At 73.2% G+C, this 18,913-nt stretch carries 16 protein-coding genes and 1 pseudogene; 4 read left to right on the top strand and 13 right to left on the bottom strand.

The features are described 5' to 3' along the window. Nucleotides 1-195 precede the first annotated feature (195 nt). Nucleotides 196-966: a zinc ribbon domain-containing protein gene (locus IQ279_RS22200; RefSeq protein ID WP_206350813.1), complete on the top strand. Its 771-nt coding sequence runs from the start codon at nt 196-198 to the stop codon at nt 964-966. 61 nt (nt 967-1,027) lie between these two features. On the opposite strand, the gene IQ279_RS28690 is transcribed toward IQ279_RS22200, so the two are convergent. The 12 genes and pseudogenes from IQ279_RS28690 to IQ279_RS22255 form a co-directional block, all read right to left on the bottom strand. Then, nucleotides 1,028-2,008, bottom strand: a complete 981-nt coding sequence (locus IQ279_RS28690) for an alpha-galactosidase (RefSeq protein WP_307792481.1) — start codon at nt 2,006-2,008, stop codon at nt 1,028-1,030. A 97-nt stretch (nt 2,009-2,105) separates the two neighbouring features. Then, nucleotides 2,106-3,188: pseudogene (locus IQ279_RS28695) on the bottom strand (glycoside hydrolase family 36 N-terminal domain-containing protein); the annotation flags it as partial. A 68-nt stretch (nt 3,189-3,256) separates the two neighbouring features. Then, entirely contained in the window at nt 3,257-5,287 is a 2,031-nt protein-coding gene (locus IQ279_RS22210) for a beta-galactosidase (RefSeq protein ID WP_372445212.1), read from the bottom strand. Continuing rightward, a complete protein-coding gene (locus IQ279_RS22215; RefSeq protein ID WP_206350817.1) occupies nt 5,284-6,177 on the bottom strand; it encodes a carbohydrate ABC transporter permease in 894 nt (297 codons plus the stop codon). The genes IQ279_RS22210 and IQ279_RS22215 overlap by 4 nt, the downstream gene beginning before the upstream one ends. Further along, nucleotides 6,174-7,088: a carbohydrate ABC transporter permease gene (locus IQ279_RS22220; RefSeq protein ID WP_206350819.1), complete on the bottom strand. Its 915-nt coding sequence runs from the start codon at nt 7,086-7,088 to the stop codon at nt 6,174-6,176. The genes IQ279_RS22215 and IQ279_RS22220 overlap by 4 nt, the downstream gene beginning before the upstream one ends. A gap of 69 nt (nt 7,089-7,157) precedes the next feature. Further along, nucleotides 7,158-8,513 (bottom strand): ABC transporter substrate-binding protein, encoded by a 1,356-nt coding sequence (locus IQ279_RS22225; RefSeq protein ID WP_206350826.1) that lies wholly within the window; start codon nt 8,511-8,513, stop codon nt 7,158-7,160. 315 nt (nt 8,514-8,828) lie between these two features. Further along, the gene (locus tag IQ279_RS22230; RefSeq protein ID WP_307792482.1) at nt 8,829-9,821 is read right to left on the bottom strand and encodes a LacI family DNA-binding transcriptional regulator; all 993 of its coding nucleotides are present in this window, start codon (nt 9,819-9,821) and stop codon (nt 8,829-8,831) included. Nucleotides 9,822-10,160: 339 nt separating this feature from the next. Beyond that, a complete protein-coding gene (locus tag IQ279_RS22235; RefSeq protein ID WP_206350827.1) occupies nt 10,161-10,661 on the bottom strand; it encodes a DUF3995 domain-containing protein in 501 nt (166 codons plus the stop codon). A gap of 118 nt (nt 10,662-10,779) precedes the next feature. Further along, a complete protein-coding gene (locus IQ279_RS22240; protein ID WP_206350828.1) occupies nt 10,780-11,919 on the bottom strand; it encodes an FAD-dependent monooxygenase in 1,140 nt (379 codons plus the stop codon). Continuing rightward, complete coding sequence (locus IQ279_RS22245; protein WP_206350829.1) at nt 11,916-12,548, bottom strand: TetR/AcrR family transcriptional regulator; 633 nt, start codon at nt 12,546-12,548, stop codon at nt 11,916-11,918. Before IQ279_RS22245 ends, IQ279_RS22240 begins: the two co-directional genes overlap by 4 nt. Nucleotides 12,549-13,095: 547 nt before the next feature. Continuing rightward, on the bottom strand, nt 13,096-13,773 hold the full coding sequence (locus IQ279_RS22250) for a response regulator (RefSeq protein ID WP_206350830.1): 678 nt from the start codon (nt 13,771-13,773) through the stop codon (nt 13,096-13,098). Beyond that, a complete protein-coding gene (locus IQ279_RS22255) occupies nt 13,770-14,975 on the bottom strand; it encodes a sensor histidine kinase (RefSeq protein WP_206350831.1) in 1,206 nt (401 codons plus the stop codon). The genes IQ279_RS22250 and IQ279_RS22255 overlap by 4 nt, the downstream gene beginning before the upstream one ends. A gap of 301 nt (nt 14,976-15,276) precedes the next feature. Here IQ279_RS22255 and IQ279_RS22260 point away from each other — a divergent pair, with 301 nt between their 5' ends. Genes IQ279_RS22260 through IQ279_RS22270 form a run of 3 tightly spaced genes read left to right on the top strand, consistent with a single transcriptional unit; the run spans nt 15,277 to nt 17,431 of the window. Continuing rightward, entirely contained in the window at nt 15,277-16,731 is a 1,455-nt protein-coding gene (locus IQ279_RS22260; protein ID WP_206350833.1) for an MMPL family transporter, read from the top strand. 22 nt (nt 16,732-16,753) lie between these two features. Next, nucleotides 16,754-16,963: a hypothetical protein gene (locus IQ279_RS22265; protein WP_206350834.1), complete on the top strand. Its 210-nt coding sequence runs from the start codon at nt 16,754-16,756 to the stop codon at nt 16,961-16,963. Between the two features lie 36 nt (nt 16,964-16,999). Then, nucleotides 17,000-17,431, top strand: a complete 432-nt coding sequence (locus tag IQ279_RS22270; RefSeq protein ID WP_307792487.1) for an MMPL family transporter — start codon at nt 17,000-17,002, stop codon at nt 17,429-17,431. Nucleotides 17,432-17,540: 109 nt separating this feature from the next. Here IQ279_RS22270 and IQ279_RS22275 read toward each other — a convergent pair whose 3' ends face one another. After that, nucleotides 17,541-18,830 carry an MFS transporter gene (locus IQ279_RS22275; protein WP_307792483.1) on the bottom strand — a complete coding sequence of 430 codons (1,290 nt, stop codon included), beginning with the start codon at nt 18,828-18,830 and terminating at the stop codon, nt 17,541-17,543. Nucleotides 18,831-18,913: the final 83 nt, after the last annotated feature.

Consider the following 18,913-nt stretch of genomic DNA (forward strand, 5'->3'; position numbering starts at 1 on the left):
AGGGGGGCGGGCTCCGGCGGTGCCGCGGGCTCACGTTCCGGCGACGGCGCGGGCCCCGGCGCCGAACCCGGCGGGGAGGAGAGCACGAGCCCTCCCCCGCGGACCGGCCCGGGCCAGGGCCGCACCGGGCCCCCTGCCTCTGCCCCCGCCTCCGGCTCCGGCCCCGCCCCCGAGGCGACGGCGCCGGACCCCGTGATGCCCGTACGCCCCGCGAAGCCGGTGGCCCCGCGCCCCGTCGTACGCCCCGCGGCGGTGCCGGAGGAGGCGGCGGGGGCGCCCTGCCCCGCCTGCGGTGCACCCAACCCGCCGGGCCGCCGGTTCTGCAGGCGCTGCGCGACGGCGCTGGACCCCTCCGCCGAGCCCGTCCCACCACCGTGGTGGCGGACCGTGTGGCCGCCGCGCCGCCGGGCGCGGGCGGGCTCGGGCCGGGCGGTGCGGTCACTGGTGACCCTGGCCGCGGTGGCGGCCGTGTGCGCGGGCGCTCTCCTGCTACTGCCCGCCGGGCGCACCGTGTTCGAGGACGCCCGGGACAAGATGGGCAAGCCCAGGCCCGTGACCCCTGCGGCCATCGAGGCGAGCGCCGAGGTCCCCCGGCATCCGGCGACGAACACCACGGACGGGCTGAGCAACCGCTACTGGGGCGCGCCCGCACCGGGCGCCTCGGTGACCTACACCTTCCGCGAGCCGTTCCGGCTGGTCGATCTGATCATCGTCAACGGTCCCTCCAAGTCTCCCGAGGACTACGCCCGTCAGGCACGCGCACTCCGTCTGGACCTGGAGGTGACGGGGCAGGACGGCACGATGCACCGCGAGGAACTCGCCCTCGGCGACAAGCCGGGTCCTCAGACGTTCCCCATGGGGATCAGCGACGTGAAGACGGTGCGTCTGGTCCTGCGCTCGGCCGTCGATCTGACCGCGGACCGTCATCTGGCCCTGGCGGAGGTGGAGTTCTTCCAAAGGGGCTGATCCCGCGCCGCACCGCCGCACCGCCACCGGACCCTGCGGCACGGCCTCCCCGGCGGTGCGGCTACCGCACCCGGCGCAGCCGTACCAGCCCGCTCGCGCAGTCGCCGCGCGGCAGATCGGGCACCGGCAGGCCGTAACCGGTCAGGGTCGCCCCGGACCACTGCGCCCCGGTGTCCTCGTCCCGGTAGCGGGCCCACGCCTCCAGGCCACGCAGTCTCAGCGGGGGGTGGGCGGGTCCGAAGGAGGTGCTCGGGCGCCACACGAGGACCACCGTCCGGTCGGCGTCGGCATCGGCGTCGGTGTACTGGACGGCCGTCAAAGGCCCCTCCTCCGGTGCGAGCAGCCGGTGGAGGCGGCCGTGCTGCACCACCGGGCGGATGTCCTTGTACAGCTCGATCAGACGTGCGGCCTCGGCGCTCTCCTCGGCGGTCCAGTCGGTCAGGTCACCTCCGATGCCCAGGACGCCGGCCATGGCCGAGTGGAACCGGAAGGCCATCGGGACCCTGCGGCCCGTCAGCGGGTTGGGGCTGTCGGTCACCCATGCGGACATCACCCCGGCCGGGTGGATCTGGCCGAAGCCGTGCTGGATGGTCAGCCGGTCCACCGCGTCGGTGTTGTCGGAGGTCCATACCTGATCGCTCCGGGCGAGGACGCCCAGGTCGATCCGGCCTCCGCCGCCCGCGCACCCCTCGATGCGCAGGTGCGGGAGCGCCCCGCGCAGCCGGTCGAGCACCCGGTGCAAGCCCCGGGCGTGCTCGGTGTGGACCCTGCGCGCGTCCCGGCCGCCGGCGTGGACGCCCGCTTCAGTGAAGGACCGGTTGAAGTCCCACTTGAGGAAGTCGACGCCGCTGCCGTCGACCAGGTCGCGCAGCCACTCGTACGCCCAGTCCGCCACCTCGCGCCGGGAGAAGTCCAGGACGAGCTGATGGCGCAGCTCGGTGGCCCGGCGGTCGGGCAGGTGCAGCACCCACTCGGGGTGCCGCCGGTACAGGTCGCTGTCGGCACTGACCATCTCCGGTTCCACCCACACGCCGAACCCCATGCCCAGCCGGTGCACCTCGTCGGCCAGCGGGCCCAGCCCCCCGCGGGAAGCGGCGCCGGTGCGGCGTCCAGTCGCCCAGGCCCGCCCGGTCGTCGTCCCGGCCGCCGAACCAGCCGTCGTCGACCACGAACAGCTCCACCCCCAGGGCGGCGGCGCGCCGGGCCAGTGCGAGCTGGTTCTCCTCACTGACCTGGAAAGACGTCGCCTCCCAGGAGTTGTACAGCACCGGCCGCAGCTCGTCGGGGTGGGGCAGGACGTGCCGGCGCACATAGGTGTGGAAGGCGTGGCCGGCCCCGCCGAAACCGTCCGTGCCGTACACCGCCACGCTGACCGGGGTGATGTGGCGCGCGCCGGGAGCCAGGGCGATCTCGACTCCCTCGTGTCCCTCCGAGGCCACCACGCCCACATGTCCGGCGGCGGTGCGCTGGACCGTCAGGCGCCAGCTGCCGCTGGCGGCGAGCGCCGTGGCCCAGACCTCTCCGTGTTCCTCGTCGGCGCCGCCGGCGTCGAGCACGGCCCACGGACCGGCGTCGTGACCGGTGTGGCCGCGCCTGCTGGTCAGGGTCGTCTCCCCGGCGGCGAGCGCGGTCCGCTCCAGACGGTTCTCCGCGGACCAGCCGCCGTGGACGCAGGACAGCCGCCAGTGCGGCCGCCGGGGCAGCGGCCAGTGGGCGGAGGCGCACCGCAGGAGGAGCAGCGGCTGCGCGTCCGGTCCGGCGGTGTGGACGATCTCCGTCCAGCGCTCGAGCATGTCCGTGCCGGGCGGTATCCGGTAGTGCAGCTCCCACGCCAGCGGCCGCGACCGGTCCCGCAGCGAGACGGCGAGATGGCCCTCCCCGGCGATCCGGCAGCCCTCGATGCGGGGTTCGACCGGATCGCTGCCGTCGGCGAAGCGGACCTGGAGGGCCGGTACGCCGAACCGGGCGCCGCCCTCGACGGGGTACTCCTCCACCCCGTCCAGACGACCGGCGAAACTGTCGTCGTGGTCGGCCCACACCGGCAGCGCCGCCGCGTCGGCCAGGGGCACGGGCGCGCCCCAGTGGACGTGGCACACGGTGCCCGCCGCGGTGTCGACGCGCAGGACGTAGCAGGTTGCGGGGGTGCGCAGCACGACGGTACCGCTGGGCTCGTCGATCTCCACTCCTCCATGGGGCGGCTGTGAAGCACTCCGGGCAGGCATGGACGGGCTCCTCGAAGGGTGTGCGGGGCGGGGAAGCGGCGGAGTGCGGCGGAGTGCGGCCGCGCGGGTCAGGTCCGGTGCGCGGGCTCCTCGCGTACGACGACCACTCCCCCGGCCGGGATCTCCACGCGAGAGCCGTCGCCCGCGGCGTCCAGGAGTGCGGTGCCCCCGGCGGCGGCCCGGACACTGTCGCCGGTGTGATTGACGAGGAAGAGGTAGGAGCCGTCCGGGCCGGTGCGGCGCACCGCCTCGACCCCCTCGGGGACGACGGCGGCGGGACGCAGGCCGGCCTCCGCCGCGAGGCCCCGGACCAGTTCGCGCAGCGTCGCGGCGGACGCGCGGGTGGCCACGTACCGGGCCGTCCCCTCACCGTGGGCGTGCCGGGTGGCGGCGGGCCCGCCGCGGGCCGGGCCGCCGTCGGGGGTGTCGGCGAAGCGGAGCACCGGAGTGCAGCCGCGCGGCTCGACGCGTTCGGCCCACTGCCGGGCCGTCGAGCCGTCGCTCAGGCGGACCGTCTCCTCGGGCCGCAGCGGCAGGTACTCGTCGACGCGCAGTCCGAGCACATCGCGCAGGGCGCCGGGGTAGCCGCCCGGGCGCACCCGGTCGCAGGAGTCCACCACGCCGCTGAAGCAGCCGACCGCGAGGTGTCCGCCCCGGTGCACGTACCGGGTGAGGTCGTCGGCGTGCTCGTCGGCGAGGAGGTAGAGGTTGGGCGCGACGACCGCCTTGTACGGCGCCAGGTCGGTCCCGGGCGGGACGACGTCGCAGGTGATGTTCGAGGTCCACAGTGCCTCGTACCAGTCGCGCACCGCGTCGAGGTAGCGCATCGGGCCGCAGGGGCGGGCCTCCAGTTCCAGCGCCCACCAGTTGTGCCAGTCGAACAACAGCGCGACGTCCGCCCGGACCCGTGTTCCGGTCACCTCGCCGAGCGCCGCCAGCTCCGCGCCCAGCGCGCGGACCTCGCCCCAGATCCGGGTGTCCGTGCCGCCGTGCGGGAGCATCGCGCTGTGCCACTTCTCCGCGCCCGCCCGCGACTGCCGCCACTGGAAGAACATGATGCCGTCCGCACCGCGCGCCAGGTGCGTCAGGCTGTTGCGGCGCATCTCCCCCGGTGTCTTGGCCACGTTGACGGGCTGCCAGTTGACGGCGGAGGTGGAGTGCTCCATGAGCAGCCAGGGGCGGCCGGCGGCCATGCCGCGGGCGAGGTCCGCGTTCAGGGCCAGGTCGATGTGGCCGTCCGGGTCGGCGGCGGGCAGGTAGTGGTCCAGGGAGACCAGGTCGCACTCGCCGGCGAAGGCGTGGGCGTCGACCTTCTTCTCCAGCGTCCCCAGGTGGTTGGTGGTCAGGGGTGTGCCGGGTGCGATGCGGCGCAGCAGGGCCGCCTCGGCGCGGTGGCGGGCCAGGAGGGCCTCGGAGGAGAAGCGGCGGTAGTCCAGGTCCTGCCCCGGGTTGCGGAAGGCCGTGGTGTCGCGGGGCGGGTCGATCTCCTCCCAGTCGCCGTAGCGCTGGCCCCAGAAGTCGGTGCCCCACGCCTCGTTGAGGGTCTCCAGCGTGGTGTGGCGCGTCCTGAGCCACCGGCGGAACGCGGCGGCGCTGGTGTCGCAGTAGCACAGGGCGTTGTGGTTGCCCCACTCGTTGTGGACGTGCCACAGCGCGACCGCGGGGTGGGCGGCGTAGCGGGTGGCCAGTGCGGTGACGACGGCGTCGGCGGCCTCGGCGTAGGCGGGGTGGCTGGGGCAGAAGGCCTGCCGGCTGCCGTGGGCCAGCCGGGTGCCTGCGGCGGTGACCGGCCGGGCGTCGGGGTGCAGCCGGGTGAACCAGGGCGGCGGCGCGGCGGTGGGCGTGGCGAGGTCCACGGCGATGCCGTGCGCGTGGAGCAGGTCGAGCACCTCGTCCAGCAGGCTCCAGTCGTAGGTGTCCGGGCGCGGCTGGATCCGGGACCAGGAGAACACTCCGACGGTGACGAGGTTGACGCCCGCTTCGCGCATCAGGCGGACGTCCTCCCGCCACACCTCCCGCGGCCACTGCTCGGGGTTGTAGTCGCCGCCGTAGGCGATGCCGCCGAGCCGGCGGTTCAGGGCGGTCATGGCGTGGGTCATGACTTCACCGCCCCGGCGGTGAGCCCGGCGCGCCAGTAGCGCTGGAGCATGAGGAAGGTGAGCACGATGGGCACGACGGAGACCAGGGCTCCCACGATGGTGAGGGTCTGCAGCTCTGGCAGGCGGCTGGTCTGCGACTGCCAGGTGAACAGGCCGAGGGTGACGGGGTAGAGGGTGTCGTCCTGGAGCATGACCAGGGGCAGCAGGAAGTTGTTCCAGATGACGACGAACTGGAACAGGAAGACGGTCACCAGCGCCGGGGACATCATGCGCAGTGCGATGCCCCAGAAGATGCGCAGCTCCCCCGCGCCGTCCATCCGGGCGGCCTCGACCACCTCGTCGGGGACCGACGCCGCGGCGAAGACGCGCGAGAGGTAGACGCCGAAGGGGCTGACGACGCTGGGCAGGAAGACCGACCAGAACGTGTTGGTCGCGTCCACCTCGGCGAAGAGCAGGAACAGGGGCAGGGCCAGGGCGGTCGCCGGCACCAGGACGCCGCCGAGGATGACGGAGAACAGCGCTTCGCGCCCGGTGAAGGTGTACTTGGCCAGGGCGTATCCGGCGGCCGCGGCCAGGAGGGTGGCGATGGCCGCGCCCACCCCGGCGTAGAGGAGGCTGTTGAGCAGCCACCGGCCGAAGACGCCGCCTTGCTGCTCGAAGAGGGCGGTGAGGTTGTCGCCGAGGTGCCATCGGGCGGGCAGCAGCCCGGGCGTGGAGACCAGGTCGCTCTGGCTCTTGGTTGCGGAGACGAGCAGCCAGTAGACCGGCAGCAGCATGTAGCAGGCGGCCAGCGTCATGAAGGCCACGGCGGCGGCCACGGAGAGCCGTCCGGGCCCGCGCCGCCCCGGGGCTGTGGCGTGGGCGCCTTCGGTACGGGTGAGGAAGCTCATCCCTGCCTCCTGGAGGTGAAGTGCAGAAAGGCGAACGACAGCAGGAACGTCACGGCGGCCAGCAGGACCGACAGGGCCGCCGCCTCGCTGTAGTTGTCGCCGGAGGCCAGGGAGTACGCCGCCAGGTTGGGCGTGTACGTGCTGGTCACGCTGGTGGAGATGGACCGGAAGACCTGCGGTTCGGTGAACAGCTGGAAGGTGCCGATGATGGAGAAGACCCCGGTGAGGACGAGCGCCGGGCGGATCAGCGGCAGCTTGATCCGCAGCGCGATGGTCCAGTCGCCGGCCCCGTCGACGCGCGCCGCCTCCCCGATGTCGGCCGGGACGGCCTGCAGGGCGGCGTAGAGGATCAGCATGTTGTAGCCGGTGTACGTCCAGGTGACGACGTTGCCGATGGAGAACAGGATGGCGTCCGCGCCCAGCAGGTCGGCCTGGACTCCGGCCGATCCGAGCAGCTCCACGACCGGTGAGAGCCGGGGGTCGTACAGGAAGGCCCACATCAGCGCCGCGACCACGCCCGGGATGCCGTACGGAACGAAGTACACCAGGCGGAAGAAGCGCTTGAGTCTGGCCACGGCGGAGTCCAGCAGCAGGGCGAGCGCCAGGGCGAACAGGAGCATCACCGGGATCTGCACCAGGGCGAACAGGCCGACGCGTACGACGCTGTCGGCGAAGAACGGCTCGCGTACGACGCCGGCGTACTGCTCGAATCCGGCGAACACCGAGTGGGTGCTCCCGAAGGTGCCTCCCACCCGCTCGGTCCTGTGCAGGCTCTGCCAGAAGGCGTAGCCGACCGGGACGAGAGTGAACAGGACGAAGGGTATGAGGAAGGGGGCGAGGAACGCGTAGGGGGCGAGGGCCCGGCGGGGGTACCTGCGGCGTGTGCCGGGCGGGGCGGCGGTGGATGTCACGGGAAGGCCTTCGGCGGGGTGCGGTCCCCGCCGCCGGTGCGGCGGGGACGCGGGGCGAGGGGTGATCGGTCAGTCGGCCACGTCGAGGGACTGCTTGCGCAGCGAGTCCGCGCTCTGGGACTGGGTCTGCTCCAGGACGTCGCCGAGCGTTCCCTCGCCGCCGACGGCGCCGGCCGTTCCGTCGCCGAGGAAGCGGTAGGTGTCGGTCATGGTCGGCCCCCAGGTGAAATCGGTGTCCACGTCGGCGGAGGCCTGCGCGAAGACGTCGAAGATCCTCTGCCCGCCGTAGAAGTCCACCGGCTGCTTCAGGGCCGGCAGGTCCAGGCCCGCCGTGGCCGCCGGGTAGAGGCCGCCCTCGCGGTTGAGGATCTCCAGCGCCTCGGGGTCGGTGTTGAGCCACAGCGCGAACTCGGCTGCCTCGGCGGGGTGTTCGGTGCCGGAGAGCACCGCCGTGGTGGAACCGCCCCAGTTCCCGGCCCGCTGGTCGCCGGCGTTCCACTGCGGCATGGGGGCCACCGCCCACTTGCCGTCCGTCGACTTGGCGTTGTCCCGGATGGTGCTGTAGCCCCAGGCGGCGCTGATCCAGGTGACGACCTCGCCGGAGTTCCAGGCCTTGTAGAGGGCGGGTGAGAAGCCCTGGAGGTCCGTGGCGACGAGCTCGTCGTCGATCAGCTTCTGCCAGTAGTCGGCTACCTGGCGGCTCTCCGGCCGGTCGACGGTGACCTTCCAGGCCTCGCCGTCCCGTTCGAACATGGTGGCCCGGTTCTGCCACAGCAGGCCGGTGAACCAGTTCGGGTCGGTCTGCGAGAAGTGGGTGATGTACTTGCCGTCCTGCTTGATCTCGCGGGCGGCGGCGGCGTACTCCTCCCAGGTGGTGGGGGCCTTGAGGCCGAGTTCGTCGAAGACGTCCTTGCGGTAGAACATGGCCATGGGGCCGGTGTCCTGCGGGACGGCCCAGATGCCGTCCTCTCCCCCGGCGCCGAAGTCCACCTGGGACCGGGTCCAGTCGACGAACTTCTCCTGGGCCTCGCTCACGCCGGGGCACTCGGCTATGTCGCGCAGGCCCCCCTTGAGACGGAAGCTGGCCAGGGAGTCGTACTCGATCTGGCCGAGGTCGGGCGCCTTGTCGGCCTTCAGGGCGTTGGACATGTTCTGGTAGGTGCCCGCGTTGCCGGCGGGGGTCGTCTTCAACTTCACCTGGACGTCGGGGTTCTGCCCGTTCCACAGGTCCACCGCCTCCTGCATCCCCGGCACCCAGGACCAGTACTGCAGCGTGACCTTGCCCGAGGACGGCTCGCAGGAGACGTCGGCCGCGGCGTCGTCCTTGCCACCGCCGCCGCATCCGGTGGCCGCCGTGAGGGCCACGACCGCAGCGCCGATCATGCAGCGTCTGGCCATGGGTGAGAGGTGAGCGCGCATCGCCATGAGGTTGCTCCTTGGGCTGAGAGTCCGCTCCGACGAAGCGGTGGGCGCAACCTTCACGACAGGAAGCGGAAGAAGTCAATAGACTGGAGGAATTCAAGCAACTCCGAGTTCACTCCGTGACCACACCGGACGGCGGTCAGCCTCTCTCCACACCCATCTTGAACTGCTGTTTCCTTTCCCGTACCAACTCCTCACCGGTCAGGGCCTCGTCATGCGGAATCGATTACGCTACGGTGTCCAGCAGGCCATGGCGACGCCGTCCGAGGGGTCCCCGAAGGGGTTCCGAGAGGAGGGGCCGGCGGGGAGGGAGACCGGTCAGGCCGAGGCGCGCGCGACGAACTCCGCCCTCACCCGGATGGTCCGGTGCACGCTGCGTCCGTCGAGCCTCCCCCTGAGCAGCCGGGCGGCGGCCCGGCCGACGTCCTCGGCCGGATAGCGGATCGTCGTCAGCCGCGGACGCACCAGGGAGGCGAAGGAGGCGTCGTCGTGGCCCACCAGCGCCACATCGCCCGGTATGTCGACGCCCAGTTCGCAGGCCTTGTCCATGGCGCCGACCGCGATGACGTCGTTGGCGCAGAACACCGCGTCCGGCCGGTAGCGCCGGCGCATCAGCTCGGCGAATCCCTCGGCCCCTGCCTCACGCGTGTGCTCGCCCCTGATCACCAGCTCCCGCGGCAGGGAGGTGCCGAACTGCCGGGCGAGCCCTCTGAGGAGTTCCAGACGCGGATCGCCCCCCGTCGCGTCCCGCGGCCCCGCGATCATCGCGATGCGGCGCCGCTGCGCCGCGGTCACCCTCTCCAGTGCCTGCCGGGTCGCGGTCCGCGCGTCGGGGGTCACCAGGTCGACGGGGCCGAAGGGGACGTCCGCGCTCACGACGGCGGGGATCCCGGCATCGGTGAGCGTCCGGATGTCCCGGGGCAGCAGCCGGAACGGTGTGATCACGACACCGGCGAAGCGCTGCTGCACCGCCTCGGCCAGCAGCGCGCGTTCCTCCTCACGCCGAGCGCGGGTGTCGCAGACGACCACATGGATGCCCAGGCCCCGCAGCTCCTCCTGGAGAATGGCCGCGAGCTGCGCGAAGAACGGGTTGGCGATGTCGGGCACGATCAGCGCAACGAGGCTGGACCGGCCCGTCCGCAGGCTGCGGGCCGCCGTGTTCACGGTGAACCCCAGCTCGTCGATGGCTTTCTCCACCGCCGCCCGGGTCGCGGGGGCGACGGGCCTCTTGCCGGACAGGACGTAGGAGACCGTGGCGGAGGAGACTCCCGCCACACGGGCGACGTCCGCCATGGTGACCCGTTCTCGCACTGCTCACGCTCCCTTCGCGCCGTCACCCTACTTCAAGGGCGCCATTCGGACGGATCCGCTCTGACCTGGCGGTTTCCGCCGCCGCCCGGCGATGGGCGGTCACCGTACGACGTACGAGGCCATGCGCTCCCGCGGGAGCGGGGGGAGGCCTACGGCACCCGGCGCCCCGGGGCGGTGACGGCGGTCCGGGGGGTCTGCGGCAGCAGGTCGTGGTGCAGGCGGGTACCGGCGAAGGCCGGGAGGCGCTCGGCCCCGCGCTCGCAGCGGCGGTGGGGCGGGTGGCGGTGGGCGAGCCGGGCGATGTGCGAGCCGGTGGCCCGGCGGCGCCGGCCCGGCCGGTCATGGGCATGGGTGTGCCTCTGCCTCCGGCGGCCTGCCCGACTGCTGCGGGCGGTCGGCCGGAGCGCGGGTGACGAGGGCGGCGATCGTGCCCAGGGCCAGGGTCAGGGGCGAGTACAGGACCAGATCCCAGAACCGGAACGGCGCGGGGCCCTGGCCGAGCACGCCGGACAGGACCAGGCCCGCGGCGCCCCGCAGGAGCAGCACGGCGGCGAGGATCCAGGCCATGGCGTTCAGGACCCGGTGCGGAAGGAGACCGCGCACGATCCCGGCCCGGGCCAGGACGAGCCACGCCGCCACCGCGAGCAGGCAGGCGACGGCCAGGGTCGCCCACGGAGGCGGGGCGGCCGAGGGGGCCGTCCGGCCGACGACGGTTTCGAGAAATCGTTCCCGGCCGGCCAGTGGCCAGGGCGACCTCAGCCAGAGGAGATGGAGGAACGAGAGGGCGGCGAGCGTGAGGGCGGCCACTGCGGCCGCGGGACGGTACGGGTTCTGGGGCATGGAGCGTGCTCCTGTGGTGGGAATGGGTCGCTCGGTGGTGGCCGGAGGCGCCGAAGACCCCGTCCGCGTGCGAGGGCTTGACGGCTCCGGCGGCGCGGGGCGGGCGGCGCGCCCCGGCTCACGGCTCGCGGAGCAGGGCCAGCGCGGGTTCCACCAGTGCGCGGTACTGGTTCCGCGCGGCGGAGGGCGGCAGTCGGCGGAGCACCGTGTCACGCAGTACACGCGCCGGGCGGCTCCGCCAGTGCGAGATCTTTCCGATGCGCCGTGAGGTGAGCTGCATGCGGCGGACACGGCGGTGGCGCAGGGCCCGGTAGCGCTCGAGGGCACCGTCCGCGCCGGGGCCCAGGCAGAGGGCGAGGGCGTAGGCGTCCTCGATGGCCATGGCGGCTCCCTGCCCCTGGTTCGGTGTGATGGCGTGGGCGGCGTCGCCGAGGAGCAGGATCCTGCCACGGCCCCAGACGGGTGTGTCGAGCTCCTCGAGGTCGTGGTGGAGGGGCGGGGCCTCGGTCAGGACGTCCAGAAGCCGGGCCGGCTCGCCGCGGTGGTGGGCGAAGGCGCGGCGGAGGCCGTCGGGCCGGCCGGGCTCCGGGGCACGCCGGGGTGCGGTGGTGACGAGGTAGTAGTACAGCTTCCGGCCGGGCAGGGGCACAGCGCCGATGCGGGTGCCGGGGCCCCACGACTCCACGGCGTTCGTGAACCCGGCGTTGTCAGTGATCCCCCGCCAGCAGGTGGTGCCGCTGTAGCGCAGCGGGAGCGGTCCGGTGAGCCGTTCCCTGACAGTCGAGCGCAGGCCGTCGGCGCCGACCACGACGTCGTAGGAGTGCACCGCGCCGTCCCCGGCGAAGCCGACCTCGACGGATCGGCCGGTGTCCCGTAGGGAGTTGACGGCCCGCCCGGCCAGGAAGCGCACCTCGCCCGGCAGGTGGTCGTGGAGGACTGCATGGAGCGATGAGCGGGCGAGGGACCGGGAGGGTTCGCCGTGGCCGGCCGAATACCCGGGACGGATGCGCTGGAGCACGGCCCCGTCGGCGTCGACGAGGTCGAACGAGGGCAGCGGGTGGCTGTGCCCGGACAGGTCCACGTCCAGTGCGGCGAGGATGTGCAGCGCGTTGGGAGCCAGGACGATGCCGGCGCCGGTCGTGGAGCGGTGAGGGCTCCTTTCGGCGACGGTGACGTGGTGGCCCGCGCGCTGGAGGGCGCGGGCTGCGGTCAGTCCGCCTATGCCGCCGCCCGCCACGAGGATGTCGAGCGGCTTCACGCGTACTCCTGCCGGCGCTTCGCGGTGATGATCCGGGTGAGGGACGCCTCCAGCAGCCGCAGTTGGGCGGCACGGTCCATCTCCCCGCGCAGTCCGGCGACGAGGATGCCGAAGTAGAGGGAGAAGAAAGCCGTGAACAGCAGGTCCGGGTCCGGGAGGACGACCGCGTGTGCCGAGGCGGCCTCCTCCAGTTCACCCGTCACCCATCGGCGGAACTCGGCCATCCGCCGCTCCGTGGGGCCCTGGGGGTTGGTGTGGAAGAGCGAGGCGGACAGGTACTGCCGGGCGAGGTCGGGTTCGCGGTCATAGCTGGCGTAGAGCTCGCCGGCCACGTGGACCAGCCGGCCGACGAGGTCTCCGGCCGGGGGCAGGGTGCGCATCGCGGTCTCCAGGGCCCGGCCGACGTGCTCGTCGAGGAGGGTCTCGATCAAGGTGTTCAGATCGGGGAAGTGCACGAAGAACGTCCCGGCCGCGACCTCGGCCTCCGCGGCCACGTCCCGTGTCGTCAGCCCTGCGAGCCCGCGCTGCCGCAGCACTCGGCGTGCCGCTGCGAGCAGCGCCTGTCGGGTCTGCCGTTTGCGTTGCGCGCGTACGCCGCCGGAGGGCGGGCGCGCGGAGTTGCCGTCCATGTCAGTGAGCATACTCAGTGAGCGCGCTCAGCGAAAGTTGCGGGTGCCCCGCACCGGCCGGAGCCGCGCGGACACGCCCGAGGCGGCCGTCCGGCCGCAGCCGGTCGCCTGCTGTTGCAACCCTTCTCCCGGCAGAGTGCGAGACCGCCCTCCAGCACCGCTCCGCGGAGCCGGACCGGCCCCCGGGATCTCACATGTCCGTCGAACAGAGCACGCAAGGAACGCCGATTGAACAGGCCGGGCGGGGTCTCACGGGCGCGGGACGTGGCCGGCGGGCAGGCGCGACCGGCGCGGTGCGCCGTCCCGCGGCCTGTTCCGTACCACGGCGGCACACGGACACGCCCTGCCTTGAGTCGACCCCCGCCGGGACCCGCCACCGGACACCGTCTCCTCGCCGGCCTCGCCACCGGCCCGCACCCATACGGGCTCGCCGTTCCGGCCGTCGGCGACGCGAAGCCCTCCCCCGGGACCGATCGGTCGATCACGACGGAAGCAGCCCGTCGGCCGAGGCCGGTCGCAGGGCTTCGCCGTCGGCGGGACGATCCCTTCAGTGACCGACGTCGTGGTCACCGGCTTCGACGAGTCCGCTCTCGTAGGCGAAGATCACTATCTGGATCCGGTCGCGCAGACCGAGCTTGGCCAGGATGCTCGACACGTGCGACTTGACGGTCGCGGCGCCGATGAGGAACCGCTCGGCGATCTCCGAGTTGCTCGCTCCCCGGGCGACGGCGACGGCGATCTCCCGCTCGCGCTCGGTCAGACGCCCCACGCGGCCCGCGGCGGCTGTGCCGGCGACGCGCCGCTGCGCGAACCGGTCGATGAGCCGCCGGGTAATCGACGGCGCCAGCATCGCTCCCCCCTCGGCCACGGTGCGCACGGCGGTGGCGAGTTGCTCCGGCGGGATGTCCTTGAGGACGAAGGCGCTGGCACCGGCGCGCAGCGCCTCGTAGACGTATTCGTCCGGGTCGAACGTGGTCAGGATCAGCACGCGCACGCCCCAGTCGGCCTCCCGCAGGATCCGGGAGGTCGCCTCCAGGCCGTCCATACCGGGCATGCGGATGTCCATGAGGATCACGTCGGGACGGTGCAGGCGTGCCGCCTCGATCGCCTCGTGTCCGGTGCCGGCCTCGGCCACGACCTCTATGGCGTCGTCGACCCGCAGGATCATGGCGAAGCCACGGCGGACCAGTGCCTGGTCGTCGGCGACGACGACACGGACGGTCATGCGCGCTCCCCCTGGACAGGCAGATGTGCGGTCAGCCGGAATCCGCCACCGGGCCGCGGTCCCGCGTCGAGACTACCGCCGAGCAGCAGGGCCCTCTCCCGCATGCCGACGATCCCGTGGCCGCCCGCGCCCGCCCGCGCGGTGTCCGAAGCGGACCGGGCGGCGCCCCGGCCGTCGTCCAGCACTTCGACGGTGACACCGCGACCGCCCTCGTCGTACCGGAGGCGCACCTCGGTGCGTGTGCCCGGTCCACTGTGCTTGAGCACGTTGGTCAGCGCCTCCTGGACGATGCGGTACACCGAGAGCTCCACGCGGACCGGCAGAGGGTCGCGGAGGCCTCCGGTGACCGAGACGCGCAGCCCCGCGTCACGCACCTGCGCGACGAGCCTGGGCAGATCGGCCGGGCCGGGCTGGGGGCCGAGCGCGTCGCGTCCGGTCTCCGGGCGCAGCACTCCCAGCAGGTGCCGCAGCTCGTCCAGCGCCTGGCGGCCCGCTTCCTCGACCGCGGTCATCGCCTCGAGCGCACTCCGGGGGTCCTCGGCGGCCACCATCCGGGCGGCGCCGGCCTGCACGGTCATCATGCTCACCCGGTGAGCCACCACGTCGTGCGACTCCCGGGCGATGTGGGTCCGCTCCTCGGCGACGATCCGCCGCGTCTCGGCCGCCTGTTCCAGACGGAGCCTGGCACCGTGCTCGGCACGCAGCCGCAGGCGCCGGCCGGCGTACCAGGCCCCGGACATGACCAGGCAGCCGAAACCGATCTCCTCCCGGGGGGCAAGGCGGAGCAGGCCGTCGACCGTGACCGCGGTGACCACCGCGACGGCGCCGAGGGGACTCCACCGTTCGTCGCCGCTGTACCGCCCGACGCCGTACAGCGCGATGGCCACGGCCCCGCCCAGGGTCGAGTAGCTGCCGCCCAGGGTCGGAGCCCACGCCGCGAGCACCACGCACAGGACCGCGACCGGCCTGCGCCGACGCCGGCAGAGCGCCGCCCCGGCCACCGCGTAGAGCAGGAGGAACGGCAGGGGGACGTCGGTGACCGGACGGACGGTCACGGCGCCCCCCGGGCCGCCCTCCAGGAACGTCGCCGACAGGAACGCGGCGGCCGCGAGGGTGGCGTCCGCGGCCCGCGGCCAGCGGGCGAAGGGGCCCCGGAACCTGGCCGGCATGCTGCGGACCGGTGTCCCGGCAGGCTGCGCCATGCGGTTCATCATCGCTCCATCAACAGACGTCCGGTGCTTTGGCCTCGATCCTCGGCGCACTGGGCAGGCCATCGTAATAGCAGGTCAAGAGCGCGGTAACCCGTCGGCAGGCGGATCCGGTCCTCCCCCGGCGGGGGGAGGTGCCGCGCCGGTCCCACCGCCCCGGGCGGGAGGACCGAACCCCTCCGGCGGCCGGGGACAGCGACGGCCGCGGCGCCCACCATGAAACCTCTCCCGTTTTCCGGCGTCGGCGCTGCGCGAAGACGCCGGCGGCAGCCCTCTGACAGGAGCTCACGTATCCATGAACCGATTCACCCGTCTCATCGGCGAGGCGAGTGCCCGCCGGCCGTGGGCCACGGTCGCCGCCTGGGCGGTCGCCCTGCTTCTCGTGCTACCCCTGGCCGGTGTGGCCGGCGGTTCGTTCGCCGACGACCTGACCGCTCCCGGCAGCCAGAGCGAAGAGGCGATGGAGTTGCTCGGCGACCGCTTCCCGGAAGCGTCCGGAGGCAGCGCCATGGCGGTCTTCGCCGTACCGGAAGGGCAACGGCTCGAACACCACCGGCCCGCCATCGAAACGGCGGCCGCACGGATCGCCGAAGTCGATCACGTCATCGCGGTGGCCACCCCCTTCACGGCCGGCACGGTCTCGTCCGACGGGCGGATCGGCTTCGCCCGGATCGCCTTCGACGTACCTCCGACGGACGTCGGCCCCGCGCAGATCGATGCCCTGGTCGATGCGATCGAACCCGTGCGGGAGGAGGGAGTCGTAGCCGAACTGGGCGGTGACACGGTCTTCATCAACGCCGAAACACCGACATCGGGCGCGGAGGCGGCCGGCCTGCTGGCCGCGCTGATCACCCTGGTGGTCGTGTTCGGTACGGTCGTGGCCGCGCTGGTGCCCATCACGCTCGCCCTGGTGGCGGTGGCCGCGGGCCTGGGCGGGGTCACGCTGCTGGCCAACACCATGAACGTCTCCACCGCTGCCCCCACGATCGGCGCCATGATCGGCCTGGGTGTCGGCATCGACTACGCCCTGTTCATCATGGCCCGCTACCGCGAGAACCACGCCGCCGGCCAGGACAGCCCCACGGCTCTGTCCAACGCCATGGGATCCGCGGGCGCGGCCGTCGTCTTCGCCGGCGGCACCGTCATCGTGGCGATGGCCGCACTCGCGCTGACCGGCCTGGGCTTTCTGACCTCCATCGGTCTGAGCACCTCGCTGGTGGTCCTCTTCGCCGCGGCGACCGCTCTCACCCTCCTGCCGGCCCTGCTGACGCTCCTGGGCGACCGGGTCCTCAAGGGGCGCACTCCGCGCACACGCCGCGCGGACAAGTCCGGGGGCACGGTGTGGTGGCGTTTCGCCCACCACGTCTCCGGCCGGCCCTGGCCGTACCTGATCGTCGCCTCAGCGGCGCTCCTCGCACTGGCGGCCCCCGCGCTGCGCATGGAGACGGGCTTCCCCGACGCGGGCGACGACGCGTCCACCACCACCCACCGCCGCGCCTACGACCTGCTGGCGGAGGGGTTCGGTCCCGGCTTCAACGCCCCCCTGCTGGTCGTCGCCGATCTGCGAAGCCCCGGCGCGGACGCCGGAGAGATCCCGGCGCTGTCCGAGCGCATCGCCGCCGATCCCGGAATCGCATCGGTCGGCGAGGCCCGCACATCCGCGGACGGGGGGGACGGTGGTGCTGCCCACACTCCCCACCACCGCGCCCTCGGACGCTCAGACGTCCGCGACGCTCGAGCGCGTCCGTGACCTCGTGCCGGACAACGTCCTCGTGTCCGGTGTCACCGCCATGACCGACGACCTCACCCGGCAACTCGCCGACACCCTGCCGATGTTCGTCGGCACGGTGCTGGTGGCGTCGTTCCTGCTGCTGATGCTGGTGTTCCGGTCCATCGCGATACCGGTGAAAGCCACCGTGACGAACCTGCTGTCCATCGGTGCCGCCTACGGTGTGGTGGTCGCCGTCTTCCAGTGGGGCTGACTCGCGGACCTGTTCAACCTCGACGGGACCATCCCGATCGCCTCGCCCCTGCCGACGATCTTCTTCGCGGTCCTTTTCGGCCTGTCCATGGACTACGAGGTGTTCCTGCTCTCGCGCATCCGCGAGGAACACGAGATCTCGGGCGACGACACCGAGTCGGTGGCGCGCGGTATCGCGGCCACGGGCCGCGTGATCACCTCTGCCGCGCTGATCATGACGGTGGTCTTCCTGAGCTTCGTCGCCAACCCCTCGCCGCTCGTGAAGATGATGGGCCTGGGCCTGGCGACCGCGATCGTACTCGACGCGACGGTAGTCCGAATGGTGCTCGTTCCGGCAGCCATGGCGCTGATGGGACGCGCCACCTGGTGGCTGCCCCGCCGGCTCGACCGCCGGCTGCCCCGCATCGGCGTGGAGGGCGCCGCTCCCCGGCCCGAGCCGGTGGCCGCTCCCGCCCCCGGGAGCAACTGACGCCGCGGTCGCCTCGCTGGAGCGGTGGTCGGGGGGCCGGTCCACTCCGTCCGGCCGGCCGGCCTTCCCGGGACAGGCCGAGGCCCAGCGGCTCGTCCGGACGCCCCGGTCACCGCCGCGCGGCCTCGTCCAGGCCGCAGCGGCGCTGGAAGGCGGCGGCGACGGCCATCAGCGCGGCGGGGAGGACGGTGAAGCCCAGCAGCAGCGCCGTGAGCGCGGAGTCCGGCTGCGTCACGGTGTGCCCCTCCGTGGTGGCGACGAAGCCGCCGACGGCGAGGGCCGCGGAGTACACATAGGGTCCGAGAGCCGTCCCCGTCGCCTCGGTGGCCGTCCAGACGCCGGTGTACGCGCCGGCGCGGGCCGTGCCCCGGGTCTCCGCGGCGGCCACCGCGTCCGGCACCATCGAGAAGGCCAGCAGCTGCAGCCCGGCGAAGGCGGTGCCGAGGGCCACCACCACCACGACCGTGAAGGCCACGCCGGCCGGTCCGCCCAGCAGCAGTGCCAGCGAGCCGGTGATGAACGCCCCCTGCGCCAGCAGCAGTCCACGCTGCTTGCCCGCCCGCCGCGACAGCCACAGCCAGCCGGGCCCGGCGATCACGGCCGGGGCCAGGAAGGCGCCCATGAAGACGGTGGTGAGGCCGCCGTCCCCGAAGACGTACCGGGTGTAGAAGGGCAGCGCCGCGAGGAAGAGGTGCGTGGTGGTCCCGGTGAAGAGGTAGGAGAGCACCAGCGCCCGGAAGTCGCGGTCCCGGCCGGCCAGACGCAGGTCCGCCAGGGCGGAGTGCGCTTGCCCGTCGGGCGGGCGGGAGCCGCAGCGGCCGGTGAGCCGCCGGACTCCGGCGAGGCCGATCACCCCGGAGGCGGCCATGCCCACCGCCAGCAGCGCCGCCATCCGGGAGTAGTCCCCGCGGCCCCCCGAGGCGACCAGGGCCGGTGCGGCGACCCCGGAGGCGAGCAGTCCCAGGGTCAGGAAGAGCATCCGGAACATGAAGACCCGGGTGCGCTCGTGGTAGCCGATCCGCAGGTCGGAGGGCGTCGTCAGATACGGCACCTGGAAGCACGCGAAGAGCAGGTTGCCGGCGATGAACCAGCCGCCGACCCACAGCGCGGCTCCCGGCCCGGTGAGACCGGCGGGCACGGTGAACAGGGCCGCCAGTGACAGCGGCAGCAGCAGTCCCCAGCGGAGCATGCCCCGCCGGTGCCCGGCGCGGCGGGCCTGCCGGTCGGAGAGCGTGCCCAGCAGCGGGTGTACCACCGCGTCGACGATCTTCGGCACCAGGAGCGTCAGCCCGGCCAGGAACGGCGAGACGCCCAGCGTGTGGGTGAGGAAGTACAGCAGGAGCAGGCCGGGGACGGTGACCCACACGCCCATGCCGACCGAGCCGGTGGCGTACGCCACGAGGTCTCCGGCCCGCGCCCGCCGCGGCGGCCCGGCCCGCTCGGCGGCCTGCCGCGTCGGAGGGCCGGGGACGGCGGGTCCGG

The organism is Streptomyces verrucosisporus, from assembly GCF_017114865.1.
GTDB classification, from domain to species: Bacteria; Actinomycetota; Actinomycetes; order Streptomycetales; family Streptomycetaceae; genus Streptomyces; species Streptomyces fenghuangensis.